Below are 13,438 nucleotides of genomic sequence, written 5' to 3'. Positions count from 1 at the left end.
TCCGGCGTCTCCGCTGACTCCGTCTCAACCGTAGCTTCCGCGTCGTTCTCTGCCTCGTCATCCGCCTCTGGCGCGACACCCTCTGCAATCACCTCAGGCAGCGCCTGCAGAGACGCTATAGCGGGCAGGTTCATAAGTTTCGCCAGATTCCGCGCGATGGTGTCTCTCAACTCAAGGCGAGGCACAATCATGTCTATCGCGCCGTGCTCCAGAAGAAACTCGCTGCGCTGAAAACCCTTGGGTAACTTTTGGCGAATCGTTTGCTCGATAATATTAGGACCCGCAAAACCCGCTCGCGCGTCTGGCTCGGCAATATTCAAATCACCCAGTAGAGCCAGCGATGCAGAAACACCACCGTAAATGGGGTCAGTGAGCACTGATACATAGGGCACGGACTCGGAATGCATGCGTTCAATAACCGCGCTGGTTTTCGCCATCTGCATCAGAGAGATCAATGCTTCCTGCATGCGGGCGCCGCCAGAAGCTGCAAAACATATCAAAGGCACACGCTCCTTAAGCGCCAGCTGGGCCGCTTGGGAAAACTTCTCGCCTACGGCCTGCCCCATGGAGCCGCCGTGAAACCCAAACTCAAAAGCTACGGCCACCACGGACATGCCGTGAAGAGTGCCACGCATAGCTACAAGAGCATCACGCTCACCGGTGGATTTCTGTGCCGCTGAAAGTCGTGCCGAGTACTTTTTCTTGTCGCGAAATCGCAATCGATCAACAGGCTCGATATTCGCAAACACTTCCTCGCGGCCATCCTCATCGAGAAAGATGTCCAGGCGCTTACGCGCGCCGAGGCGCATATGATGTTCGCACTTGGGACAAACGTTGGCATTACGCTCAAGGTCCGGTCGATACAGCACGGCCTCGCACTTAATGCACTTTGTCCAGACGCCTTCGGGCACCGTGGCCCTTTTTGCACCTTCAGTCTTGCTAATACCCGAGGGCAGAATTTTGTCGATCCAGCTCATGGAGCTCTCTCCAGCACGTAATGCCTAGACATTATACGCATCCGCGGCGGCTTAGGTTATCGCCTAGGAACAGCTATCGACGTGTTCGCGAATATCCCCAAGCATCGCTCTCGCTGCATTCAAGATCTCGACGTCACTGCCCCCGGCTTCAGCTACATCTGCAAGGCACTGGACAAGGGCCGAACCCACGACCACCCCGTCAGAAACCGCAGCCACGGCCGCGGCCGAAGGTCCATCCTTGATGCCGAAGCCGACGCAAATGGGTAAGGACGTGTGCCTGCGTATCTCTGCGACGGACTGAGTCACGGCGTCTTGATCGAGATGTCCCGCGCCGGTCACGCCTTTGAGAGACACGTAGTAAATAAATCCGCTTGCCTCCTCGGCAATGAGATCGATTCGATCCTCGGGTGTTGTAGGGGCAATAAGAAAAATATTATCCATACCCACCCTGCGCAGTTCCTGGTTTAAACCTGCGACCTCTTCAGGAGGAATGTCCACCGTTAACAACGCGTCCACACCGCAGGCTGCGGCCCGATCTGCGAAAACAGCGTGCCCCATATGTTCCACGGGATTGGCGTAGCCCATAAGCAATACGGGGGTAGTCTGATTGTGCTTCCGAAACAGAGACATCACCTCAAGTACGCCGCGCAGACGCATACCCCGATCCAGCGCCCGCTCGTGCCCCCTCTGAATCACAGGCCCTTCGGACATAGGATCAGAAAAGGGAACGCCCAGCTCAATGATGTCTGCACCGGAGTCCACCAGTGCCAGCATGAGCTCTAAGGTAAGCTCTACCCCTGGGTCCCCAGCCACGATATAGGGTATGACCGCCTTTCGGTTGCGGGCCTTGAGGTCGGCAAAACACGTAGCAATTCGACTCATAAATCGTTTAGACCTCGATACCTTCCAGACGCGCTACGGTAAGAATGTCTTTGTCGCCGCGACCGGAGAGATTCACCACAATATGTTGGTCGGGCGTCATGGTCGCCGCCAGCCGCTCGGCGTAGGCTAAAGCGTGAGCGGTCTCCAGTGCCGGCATGATGCCTTCGACGCGGGTCGTCTTATGAAACGCTTCCAGCGCCTCTTCATCGTTCGCCGACACGTAGTTCACACGACCAATATCCTTTAACCAGGAATGCTCTGGGCCCACACCCGGATAATCAAGGCCCGCAGATACCGAATGGGTGTGGATGATTTGCCCGTCACCGTCCTGCATAAGGTAGGTACGATTGCCATGGAGAACGCCAGGAGAACCGGCGGATAGCGGCGCCGCGTGCTGTCCGCTTTCGATGCCCAGGCCTCCTGCTTCAACGCCGTACATCGCTACAGACTCGTCGTTTAAAAACGGGTGGAACAAACCAATGGCGTTCGAACCTCCGCCCACACAGGCCACCAGAGCGTCCGGGAGTTTACCGTTCTGCGCCAGACACTGAGCACGAGCTTCGCGTCCAATCACGCACTGAAAATCTCGCACCAGCATGGGGTAAGGATGGGGACCGGCTACAGTACCAATAATGTAAAAAGTGTCGTCTACATTCGTAACCCAATCACGCATGGCTTCGTTCATCGCATCTTTGAGCGTCGCGGAGCCCGAAGTCACGGGAACCACCGTCGCGCCCAGGAGTTTCATTCGATAGACATTCAAAGACTGTCGCTGGACATCCTCCGCGCCCATAAACACGTGACACTCCAGCCCCAGCCGCGCGGCAATCGTCGCAGTAGCAACGCCATGCTGCCCTGCCCCAGTCTCTGCTATCACTCTGGGCTTGCCCATGTGCTTTGCTAATAAGGCCTGGCCCACAGTGTTATTCACCTTATGTGCGCCCGTGTGATTCAGGTCTTCTCGCTTAAAAAAGATTCTTGCGCCGCCAATTTCATCGGACCAGCGTCGCGCTTCGTATAGCGGTGAAGGCCGGCCTACGTAATGTGCCAGGTCATAGTCAAACTCCGCCTGAAAATCCGCATCCTCGGATAGCTGTCGATAGACCGCCTCAAGCTCTGCAAGCGCCGCCATGAGTGTCTCGGCCACATACTTGCCACCGTAAGATCCAAATCGCCCATCCGCATCGGGCTGATTCGAGAAACTCAATGGATTTAGATCAATAGTCATATCGCTGCATCCTCATGCTTGCGTTTATCTGCTTCACGTACTGCATCAACAAATTGCCGCATACGCTTTGAATCTTTGACGCCGGGGCTACTTTCAACCCCTCCGCTTACATCTACTGCCGGTGGCGATACCTGCGCAATAGCCTTGCCAACATTATCGGCCGTTAAACCTCCCGCCAGAATCCAGGGCTGCTGCATTTTCGGCAGCCGTTCCCAGGCAAAGGTATCGCCCGTACCCCCGGGCGCGTCAGGCCGCCAGGCATCAAACAGAAACGACCGCGCATTCTGGTGTTCGGCAAGCGCGGCCGGTATATCAACGCCCGGCCGCATGCTAATAGCTTTGATGTAAGGTCGAGCAAACTGCTCGCAAAAATCCGCTGATTCGGAACCATGAAACTGCAGGCAGTCCAGAGGGCAGCTCTCGAGTACAGCCAATACCTCATCCACCGACGGATCAACGAACAAGCCCACGGTCGTGACCAGCGCATGCGTGGCATTAATCACCGACAGCGCCTCTGATGTCGACACCGCGCGCGAACTTTTGGGGTAAAAAACGAGCCCAATAGCGTCTGCGCCGGCAGCACAGGCCTGCTCTGCCATCGCCGCACTGCATACTCCACAAATTTTTACCCGAGTCATCACTCAGATACGCCCTGCCATCGCTTTTTCAAAAGCGAGTAATGATAGCAGAAGCGAACGCTCATTCCTGCGTCGAAGAGGGGAAGAAGGGTAGATCGACGGAGCCGGGAATCGCCGTACTTTGGGGGTATCGAACACCAGTCAAATAGAGGCCCTGGGGCGGCGCCGTTGCTGCCGCCACAGCGCGATCACGCCCCGCAAGTAACTCGCCTAACCAGCTCTCATCCCGCTCACCCAAACCGACTTGCAAACAAGAACCGACAATATTACGCACCATGTGGTGTAAAAATGCGTTTGCTACGACCCTAATCTGCACAAAATCGCCGCTACGATGGGTCTCGACCGATTCCATAAAGCGCATGGGCGTCGTGGACTGACAGGATGCAGCCCGAAACGCTGAGAAGTCCTGCTCTCCGAGTAAGGCTTCCAAGCTTCGCTGCATGCGCCTCTCATCGATACGCTGTCGGACCCACAAGATCCGGTTGGCGAGGAGCGCAGAGGGTGTCCGGGAGTTCGAGATCAGATAGTCATACTGCCGAGCGGTGGCACTGTGGCGGGCGTGAAAATCTGCGGCTACCGCTACAGCGTCGGCCAGACGGATATCCATCGGTAGTTGAGAATTACCACCCAAAACCCAGGCCTTAAGGCTTCTGGCGCAAGGCGCGTCGAAATGCGCCCATTGCGCCGTAGCGTGCACCCCGGTGTCCGTCCTTCCTGCGCAAAACACCCGCACATCAGCAGCCGCTATTTTGGCCAGGGCTGCCTCGACTTCGGTCTGAACGGTTCGAACATGGGGGAGATGCGGCTGAGACTGCCATCCGCTGTAGGAGCTGCCATCGTACTCGACCCTAAACGCAATACGCTGCCCAAGAGGCAGCGTATCAGCAGAAAACGGTCGGCTACTCGGTTGGTCAGCCAATGCGTGCCAGGAGGTCGCGGGATTCCTGCTGTTGATCCTCAGTACCCTTCTCGATCACTTCCTCCAGGATACCTTGAGCGCCGACGCTATCTCCCATATCCAGATAGGCTCTCGCCAAATCAAGCTTGGTTGCCATTTGATCAGCATCATCAGCAATGAGGAGTTCCTCGCCCTCATCCGCACTGGCGCTCGACGGCGACTCCTCCGTGAGAGAGTCATCCGCGGCAACCAAGGCGTCTGACAAATCGAGCTCTTCCTCGCTCACGTCGAAATCCAGGTCACCGCTACTCGCTTCCAGCAGCGCATCTTCCGCAATTTCCAGGTGCTCAAAGACAATTTCGTCCGCTTCTTCTTCAGCATCTGAGGCCGCGCTTTCGGATAAGGACCCAGTGTCCGCATCCTCGAGGCTCAGACTCAGCGGCTCGGGAGCTTCACTGTCTTCGGAGACTTCTGTGGGGTCTGAATCCACACTTACAGGCTCGAGCTCCAACTCATCGCTCAGGTCAAAGGCTCGCTCCGTGGTATCAACCTCATCTGTGAGCTCAAGATCAAAACTCTGTGCAGCAGTGTTGTCAACCGCCGCCGCTCCGCCCACCAGAGCCTCTCCGCGTATGACGGCGTCGGGACTTCCATGCTCGCGCAAGGCTTCGAGTTGCTCCTTCGCACTCGCTTCCTCACCCATATCAACGTAAAGCTCGATCAGTTTGATGCGATAGGTAGCGTTGCCCGGGTCGCTATTAATGGCGGTTTCGAGCAGCTCAATAGCCTGCAGGTATCGTCCGTAGGCAATGTATATATCCGCCTCGGCGAGTGCATCTCCCGCAGCCCCTTCATCAATATAATCGTCGTGCTTACGCTCGCCATAACCTCGGCTGCCGCCCCTGGAAACCTCGTGGCCTTCCGACGCTTGTTCCTGCTCATCCACCTCGGCAGACGGCTCGTCTTCGGCTGCAGCGGTCTCGGACACCTCTGCGGCTGACTCCTTACTGTCATCAGCATCGAAGGACTCCGTCGTCAGACTTATGCCCTCAAATACATCATCGTCGTCAGTCTGCCTTGGAGACGCTCGCTGCACACCCGCGTCATCATCCGTACTCTGCGAGCGCCTGCGGAACAAAAACAAGACAACACCGGCAACGATCGCCAGCAGGCCACCAGAAATAGGTAGCCAGGGAATCTCACCAGACTGGGGCGCGCTCGTTGTGGGCGTTGGAGTCGAAGTCGGCGCAACATTAGCTGGCGCAGGTGCCGGCGTTGCCGCCGCCATTGCTGCGGCCTCCCGTGCTTCGCGCAGCGCCTGTTCCAGCGTTGCGATTTGCTCATCCTTTAATGACACGATCTGCTCGAGGGTGTCCAGACGCGTAGCCATGGCATCTAACTGCGCGGCAAGCTCTGAAGACCCCGAGGGCTCACCTGCGGGCGGCACCGCCGCGACGTCATCCTCCGCCTCTGCATCCAGAACACTGCTCGGCGTACTCTCAGAACTCGCGGGCTCAGCCGAGCTGCTTGCAGCGGCTTGAGACTCCGGCGCTGGGTCGCTGGGCTGTGGAGCATTATCCATGCTGCTGTCTGCAGATACGCGTAAGGTAGCTACGGCTGTTACGCCTGGAGCACCCTGTCCCGCGCGCCAAGCCTGGTTCTGCTCGCGAACCTCGTCCAGCGCTCGCGCCAGATCATCGGAGCTCACCTCACCCGCGGCAGGCAAGTAGATGATGTATCCCGCTTTTATCCGATTAATATTGCCGTTAATGAAGGCTTCCGGATTCAGACGTTGAATTTCAAGCATTGCCTGTTGAACAGAGATCCCACCGGGCTTCCCCTCCGAGGCGATCTGCCACAAGGTCTCATCACGCTTGACCATGTAGCGATTACCCGAACGCGGTACATCGGCGGTTTCCGCTGAAAATGCTCGCTGGGGCATTTCTCCGGCAGGCAGACTACTCTGTCGAAGCGCAACGTTATCTCCCGCTGTCGCCTCTTCCGCGCGCATTTGTTCGCGAGACTCGGGGGCCAGAGCAGGCTTTGCCAGATCAGTGTCCTGCTGAATCCGCTCCACCGCAGACACGGTGACTACGTCCTGACTAAAAGCTGGAGGGTCCACAAGTATGGTGTATTCACGAAGGAGACGACCGCTGGGCCAGCGTGCTTCTATGATTAAGTCTATGAAGGGCTCAAGAACAGCGCCGTCAGTGCTCAGCTTAATGACGCCACGGCTAGTGGTTTCATCCACGGCGATTTCGAACTTAATACTCGTGAGAAAGTAGCTGCGCTCTACGCCCAGGCGATCGAAGTCATCGGCCGCCGCCAGACGGATACGGATATCGTCGACCGTCAACTGCCGCGTATCGAGGAGCTCCACCTCGGCACGTAAAGGCTCGTTGAGAAAAGACTGCATATCGATCTCACCGAGACCCAGTGCCAGCGCCGGCAACGATGCTGCCGCCCCATACGCGATTACCGCTGCACGAACAGCAGCTCTGACCCCCAACTTAGTCACCATCGCCCCGCCTTGTTATCACCCTGAATTGCCATTTTGCCCGATGCACTCGGATCACAGGCTCTTTCCCTGACCTTACCGTACTTACTGACAGAAAAGGCTTTTTACACAACAACTTGCGTCAAATTACCTACAAAATGCTGCAACTTGCAGAAATGTAGCCTTGCACGCGTTGCGGCGTCAAGTGCAGGGCGCACTGCCGACCGCTTGCATGAGCTCCCTTGGCACTAGCTCAGGAGCTTGTCACGCACCAGCAATTCAGCGATTTGCACGCTGTTCAAAGCAGCTCCCTTGCGGAGGTTGTCCGAAACGACCCACAGATTCAGACCCCGTTCATGGGAGATATCTTCCCTGATTCTGCTTACAAAGACGGCATCTTTGCCCGCACCATCAGTGACGGGCGTCGCATAGCCCCCATCCTCCCGTTCGTCGATCACCGTGACCCCAGGTGCTGATTCAAGGAGTGCTCGCGCTTCTGCCGCCCCCAATTTATCTCGGGTTTCAATATGAACCGCTTCCGAATGGCCATGAAACACAGGCACGCGGACACAGGTAGGATTGACCGCGATGGAATCGTCCTCAAAGATTTTGTGGGTTTCCCAGACCATCTTCATCTCTTCGCGGGTGTAGCCATTGTCCTGAAAAGTGTCAATCTGAGGGAGTGCGTTGAACGCAATCTGTCGGGGGTAGACCTTGCTCTGTGCAGGCTGACCATTCAGCAGTCGCGCGGTTTGCCCAGCGAGCTCTTCAATCGCGGATTTTCCCGTACCCGAGACCGCCTGGTAAGTTGCTACATTGATTCGCGTAATGCCTGCAGCATCATGAAGAGGCTTTAATGCCACCAGCATCTGTATGGTGGAGCAGTTGGGGTTCGCGATAATGCCCCGCGCGTGAAAGTCCACGGCCGCATGAGGATTGACCTCGGGTACAACCAGAGGGATATCCGGATCGCGACGAAAATGCGAGGTATTGTCGATCACCACGCAACCGGCATCTGCAGCGATGGGCGCATACTCTTCAGAAATACTTCCCCCCGCTGAAAACAAAGCAATCCGCACTTTTGAGAAATCAAAATTCGCAAGATCCTGCACCACGCACTGCTTGCCCCGAAAATTGACTCGCTTCCCCGCCGAGCGTTCGGAGGCTAGCAAATACAACTCGCCCACGGGAAAGTCGCGCTGCTCCAAAATCTCAATCATGGCCTCGCCAACCGCACCGGTGGCTCCCACTACTGCTACGTCGTAGGTATCACTCATCTCTTTATCTTCCACCCGTTGGTTCTTCGTTGGACAAGGCCGCAACGACAGCATCGCCCATTTCACTTGTGCTCACGGCCGCCCCCCCGGAACTCACGATGTCCGGGGTGCGCAAACCTTGATCCAAAACCTGTCCCACCGCTGCTTCAATGCTGTCCGCAGCCGCTGGGCAAGCCAGGGAATATCGCAACATCATTGCAACCGACAGAATGGTTGCCAGAGGATTGGCTTTGCCCTGCCCTGCTATATCGGGCGCCGAGCCATGACAGGGCTCATAAATACCCTGGCCACTCTCGTTTAGGGACGCGGACGGCAGCATGCCGATGGATCCCGTCAGCATCGCCGCAGCGTCCGAGAGGATGTCTCCAAACATATTGCCGGTCACGATGACATCAAACTGTTTTGGCGCGCGCACCAGCTGCATAGCTGCGTTATCCACGTACATATGCTCCAGCTCGACATCCGGGTACTCCTTAGCGAGCTCTGTGACAACTTCACGCCAAAGCACCGTAGCCTCAAGCACATTCGCTTTATCAACGGAGCACACGCGGCCGCCACGCTTTGCCGCCAATTCAAAGGCCAGCTTGGCGATGCGTCGAATTTCGCTCTCGCTGTAGACATAAGTGTTGAAACCCTCGCGCTCGCCATTCTCCAGCTGCCGAATGCCTCGGGGCTGGCCAAAGTAAATGCCACCTGTGAGTTCGCGCACGATGAGAATGTCCAGTCCTGCAACCAACTCCGGCTTCAGGCTGGAGGCGTCAACGAGTTGGGGATACATGATTGCGGGGCGCAGATTACCGAACAGACCAAGCTCCGAGCGGATGCGCAACAAACCTTTTTCCGGGCGAAGATCCCGTTCTACGTTGTCGTAGGCTGGACCACCCACTGCGCCCAGCAATATCGCATCCGCCGCGCGAGCTTTCTCCAGAGTACTCGCCGGTAACGGAAACCCCTCAGCGTCGTAGGCAGCGCCGCCGATTAATGCCGACTCAGTGACAATATCCAAATCGTACAACTCACAGATACGCGCGAGCACCTTCTCTGCCTCGGGTACGATCTCCTGACCGATATAGTCTCCGGGTAGCAATAAAACCGTTTGACTCATGCGCTGGCTCCCGAACGAAACAACCAGGGGGAACGGGCTCGCAGACTCGCTTCGTAGCCTCGAATAGCGCCCTCGCTCTTTAGGGTTACGCCGATGTCATCCAGACCTTCGAGCAAACACTGCCGTCGATAGTCTTCTACCGGAAAGGACCAGCGACGGCCGTCGGGGAGTATCACCGCCTTCTGCTCAAGATCCACGGTGAGGCTGAAACCCTCCTTGGCATACATTTCGACAAACAGTTCGTCTACCTGCTCCGGCGTCAAGACGACGGGCAAGACGCCGTTCTTGAAGCAGTTATTGTAAAAAATATCTGCAAAGCTGGGCGCTATCACGCAGCGGAAGCCGTAGTCTTCAAGCGCCCAGGGCGCATGTTCACGACTCGATCCGCAGCCAAAGTTTTCGCGCCCGAGGAGCACTGATGCGCCCGCATAGCGAGGAAAGTTCAAAGGAAACTCCGGGTTAACGGGGCGCTGACTACAATCCTGTCCCGGCTCGCCTTCATCGAGGTAACGCAGTTCGTCGAAGAGGTTAGGGCCAAAGCCGCTGCGCTTGATCGATTTCAAAAACTGCTTGGGGATAATTAGATCCGTGTCGACATTCGCGCGATCCAAGGGCGCGACAAGCCCTTCATGTACTGTGAATGCCTTCATGCCTGCGCTCCCGTTTCGCTCTGGGTAAATTCTCGAACATCAACAAAGTGTCCTGCGATAGCGGCGGCAGCGGCCATACCCGGGCTTACCAGATGCGTGCGTCCGCCGAAGCCCTGTCGGCCTTCAAAATTGCGATTGGACGTGGATTCGCAGTGCTCTCCCTTACCCAGCTTGTCGGCGTTCATGGCCAGGCACATGGAGCAGCCCGGCTCTCGCCACTCAAGACCCGCATCAAGAAATATCTGATCGAGGCCCTCAGCTTCTGCCTGCGCCTTTACCTCGCCCGATCCAGGCACAACCATCGCCTGGATTACCGATGCCGCTTTTTTACGTCCGCGAACAACCGCCGCCGCTTCGCGCAAATCTTCGATACGGGAGTTAGTGCAGGAACCAATGAAGACTCGGTCAGCAGGGATCGATGTGATTGCTACACCCCCTTCCAAGCCCATGTAACTCAAGGCCCGCAGCGCAGACTCTCGCTTTGCCGCAGATTCCATGTCTTCTGGAACAGGCACCCGGGCAGTCACAGGAGCTACCATTTCCGGCGAGGTACCCCAGGTAACCTGAGGTGCAACGCTTGTCGCATCGAGATGCACCTCTCTATCAAAGACTGCATCTGCGTCGCTGTGAAGATCACTCCAGGCCTCCACAGCCAGATCCCATTGCTCTCCCGTGGGAGCCATAGGACGACCACGGACGTAATCCAGGGTCACCGCATCGACGGCGATCATACCCATACGCGCGCCAGCCTCAATGGACATATTGCATAGCGTCATGCGCCCTTCCATGCTGAGCGCCTCAACGGCTTCTCCGGCAAACTCAATGGCAAACCCGGTTCCTCCAGCAGTACCAATCTCACCGATAATCGCCAGGGCCAGATCTTTGGCGGTCACCCCCAGGGCAAGACGGCCAGCTACGTTGATTCGCAGGTTCTTCATCTTTTGCTGCACGAGACATTGGGTGGCCAGGACATGCTCCACCTCTGAGGTCCCAATACCGTGCGCAAGAGCACCGAGCGCCCCATGGGTGCTGGTATGAGAGTCCCCGCAGACCACCGTCATACCGGGAAGGGTCGCTCCCAACTCCGGACCCACGACATGAACAATGCCCTGGCGCCGATCATTAATGGGAATTTCTTCGATACCAAAGTGATCACAGTTGTCGTCCAGGGTCTGCACCTGAATACGGGACGTCGAATCAAGAATCCCCGCTACGCCGCCCGCACGTTCCGCTGACTCCGTGGGTACGTTGTGATCCGGCACCGCCAAATTGGCATCCAAGCGCCAGGGATCCCGTCCCGCAAGCCGCAAACCTTCGAATGCCTGAGGCGAAGTCACTTCGTGAATGAGATGTCGATCGATGTATATCAGCGCGGATCCATCTTCGCGCTCTTCGACCAAATGTAGATCCCAGAGTTTGTCGTACAGCGTCTTACCTGACATAGCAGAGTGCTCTTTGCTCAAAACGCCGCCATCCTAGACTTGCATTAGCAATAACTCAAATCTATTATTTTTATATAGTCAATAACTTATGGTTATCTATGGATATCGCCAATCTTCGCGCCTTCGCGGCCGTTGCCCGCGGGCAATCGTTTTCCGCAGCAGCGACACAGCTGCACCTGACTCAGCCTGCAATCAGCAAGCGTATTGCCGTGCTGGAAACCGAACTCGATGCGCCTCTTTTTGATCGCCTTGGCCGGCGCATAGAACTCACGGAGGCCGGCCGTGCGCTGCTCGCGCACCTGCCTGAAATTGAACAGAGCTTGCGCCAGGCGGAGCAGGCGGTTCGCGACATTAACGGCGATGTTTCCGGGCCGCTTCGAATTGCGACGAGTCACCACATCGGCTTGCACCGACTCCCACCGGTACTATCCGCATTTCAGCGTAGCTACCCGTTGGTGCAATTAGCCATCGAGTTTTTGGACTCGGAACAGGCCTACGAGCGACTTAGGGTGGGCGACATAGAACTGGCGGTTGTCACACTCGCCCCGGGGGATGTCACTCACTTGCAAAGTGAAGCGATTTGGACCGACGCCCTGTGTGTCATGATTTCGAAGACGCATCCCCTTGCAGGTCGGCGCAGGATCAGCATCGAAGAACTAGCCACCTACCCCGCGGTGCTACCTGGACTGGACACCTTCACCGGGCAAATTGTTCATCAGCACTTCGAAAGCGTGGGCGCCGCCTTGCAACTGAGCATGGCCACGAATTACCTGGAAACACTACGCATGATGGCCGTCGTCGGTCTGGGGTGGACGGTATTACCCGAAAGCATGGCCGGGCCAGACCTGCAGACCCTCCGTGTTGATGGCACCGTTCTGTCGAGAACTCTGGGGCTGGTTCGTCATCAAGAGCGGAGCCTCTCGCGCAGTGCGAACGCTTTTTTAACGCTGCTCAGACAGTCCGGGAAGCCGTCTCTCCCAGAAACACACTCTCGGTAATTTCACTCAAAAAACCTCGGGGCCCTCTAAGGTGCATCGTCGCCCGTTAACACCTTGGCCTTTTGCACAGTGTTTTCCGAGGTAAGCAGCCCGCTGTGATCCGGACAGTAAAACGTACCGCTGTAGCGCAGAATAGCCTTATCCCCGTCATAGACAGCGCCACTGCAAAAGCCAAAGCGGCGCTTTGCCTGCATGTGATCCACGCGCGTTTCCAGCCAGTGGCCAAGCCGGCCTGGTGCCATAAAGTCAAAACTGAGATTGACCGTAGGAGAAGCAGCCGGCTTATCTCGCAACACCCGAATGCTGTTGGCTGCGGCGATGTCCGCCAGAGTCATAAGTGCGCCGCCGTGCATGATACCCATGGGATTAAGGTGCTGTTGCTGCACGACAAGACCAAAGCTCACATGCTTGTCGACCACACGACGGTAATAGGGCCTCAGACAGTCGGTAAAACCCATGCCTTCAGGCATTAACTCAAAACCCGGAGGCACGTCCATAGGAACAACATCCTTTTGCTCTGCACTCATGTGTTTTTGCATCCTTGACTCTATTAGAGGCCCCTTGGCAGACCTTCAGAAAATGCCCATATCCAGGCCTGCGGCAAAACCAGCTCCCAGCTCCCGAGCAGTTTCCATCGCAGCATCATCCGGGACGCCGCGGATTATTCGCGGCTCCAATGCCTGCGTAAAGGGGATACCCGTAAGGATGCGCTGGGCCTCGGCCACAGCCCCCCGCCCATCGTTCCCTGCGGAAATGAGTAGCGCATAAGGCAGGCTACAGCGGTGATCGATGAGGGGATAGAACACCCGATCGAGCAGATCCTTCATACCACCAGACAACCGACCG

11 protein-coding genes and 2 pseudogenes are annotated in these 13,438 nt (G+C 56.7%); 1 reads left to right on the top strand and 12 read right to left on the bottom strand.

Annotation, left to right across the window (positions count from 1 at the left end):
* Nucleotides 1-116: 116 nt before the first annotated feature.
* The 10 genes and pseudogenes from accD to leuC all read right to left on the bottom strand — a co-directional run.
* Nucleotides 117-977 (bottom strand): annotated as a pseudogene (gene accD, locus ACTG39_RS08040) (acetyl-CoA carboxylase, carboxyltransferase subunit beta); the annotation flags it as partial.
* 63 nt (nt 978-1,040) lie between these two features.
* A complete protein-coding gene (gene trpA, locus ACTG39_RS08035; RefSeq protein ID WP_439107032.1) occupies nt 1,041-1,859 on the bottom strand; it encodes a tryptophan synthase subunit alpha in 819 nt (272 codons plus the stop codon).
* A gap of 7 nt (nt 1,860-1,866) precedes the next feature.
* The gene (gene trpB / locus ACTG39_RS08030) at nt 1,867-3,087 is read right to left on the bottom strand and encodes a tryptophan synthase subunit beta (protein WP_439107031.1); all 1,221 of its coding nucleotides are present in this window, start codon (nt 3,085-3,087) and stop codon (nt 1,867-1,869) included.
* Nucleotides 3,084-3,725: a phosphoribosylanthranilate isomerase gene (locus ACTG39_RS08025; RefSeq protein ID WP_439107030.1), complete on the bottom strand. Its 642-nt coding sequence runs from the start codon at nt 3,723-3,725 to the stop codon at nt 3,084-3,086. The genes trpB and ACTG39_RS08025 overlap by 4 nt, the downstream gene beginning before the upstream one ends.
* Before the next feature lie 61 nt (nt 3,726-3,786).
* Nucleotides 3,787-4,644 (bottom strand): tRNA pseudouridine(38-40) synthase TruA, encoded by an 858-nt coding sequence (truA, locus tag ACTG39_RS08020; protein ID WP_439107029.1) that lies wholly within the window; start codon nt 4,642-4,644, stop codon nt 3,787-3,789.
* On the bottom strand, nt 4,637-7,144 hold the full coding sequence (locus tag ACTG39_RS08015; protein WP_439107028.1) for a FimV/HubP family polar landmark protein: 2,508 nt from the start codon (nt 7,142-7,144) through the stop codon (nt 4,637-4,639). Before ACTG39_RS08015 ends, truA begins: the two co-directional genes overlap by 8 nt.
* A gap of 224 nt (nt 7,145-7,368) precedes the next feature.
* Nucleotides 7,369-8,397 (bottom strand): aspartate-semialdehyde dehydrogenase, encoded by a 1,029-nt coding sequence (locus tag ACTG39_RS08010; protein ID WP_439107027.1) that lies wholly within the window; start codon nt 8,395-8,397, stop codon nt 7,369-7,371.
* A 4-nt stretch (nt 8,398-8,401) separates the two neighbouring features.
* Complete coding sequence (gene leuB / locus ACTG39_RS08005) at nt 8,402-9,502, bottom strand: 3-isopropylmalate dehydrogenase (RefSeq protein ID WP_439107026.1); 1,101 nt, start codon at nt 9,500-9,502, stop codon at nt 8,402-8,404.
* A complete protein-coding gene (leuD, locus tag ACTG39_RS08000) occupies nt 9,499-10,152 on the bottom strand; it encodes a 3-isopropylmalate dehydratase small subunit (RefSeq protein ID WP_439107025.1) in 654 nt (217 codons plus the stop codon). The genes leuB and leuD overlap by 4 nt, the downstream gene beginning before the upstream one ends.
* A complete protein-coding gene (gene leuC / locus ACTG39_RS07995) occupies nt 10,149-11,594 on the bottom strand; it encodes a 3-isopropylmalate dehydratase large subunit (RefSeq protein WP_439107024.1) in 1,446 nt (481 codons plus the stop codon). The genes leuD and leuC overlap by 4 nt, the downstream gene beginning before the upstream one ends.
* 98 nt (nt 11,595-11,692) lie before the next feature.
* Here leuC and ACTG39_RS07990 point away from each other — a divergent pair, with 98 nt between their 5' ends.
* Entirely contained in the window at nt 11,693-12,592 is a 900-nt protein-coding gene (locus tag ACTG39_RS07990) for a LysR family transcriptional regulator (RefSeq protein ID WP_439107023.1), read from the top strand.
* Between the two features lie 26 nt (nt 12,593-12,618).
* On the opposite strand, the gene ACTG39_RS07985 is transcribed toward ACTG39_RS07990, so the two are convergent.
* Nucleotides 12,619-13,119, bottom strand: coding sequence for a PaaI family thioesterase (locus tag ACTG39_RS07985; protein ID WP_439107022.1), 501 nt, complete (start codon nt 13,117-13,119; stop codon nt 12,619-12,621).
* 45 nt (nt 13,120-13,164) lie between these two features.
* Nucleotides 13,165-13,438 (bottom strand): annotated as a pseudogene (locus ACTG39_RS07980) (flavodoxin); the annotation flags it as partial.

It is taken from the genome of Congregibacter sp., assembly GCF_965662665.1.
GTDB lineage: Bacteria > Pseudomonadota > Gammaproteobacteria > Pseudomonadales > Halieaceae > Congregibacter.
The sequence above is the reverse complement of the archived record's forward strand: the minus strand, read 5'-3'. Positions and strand labels throughout refer to the sequence as shown.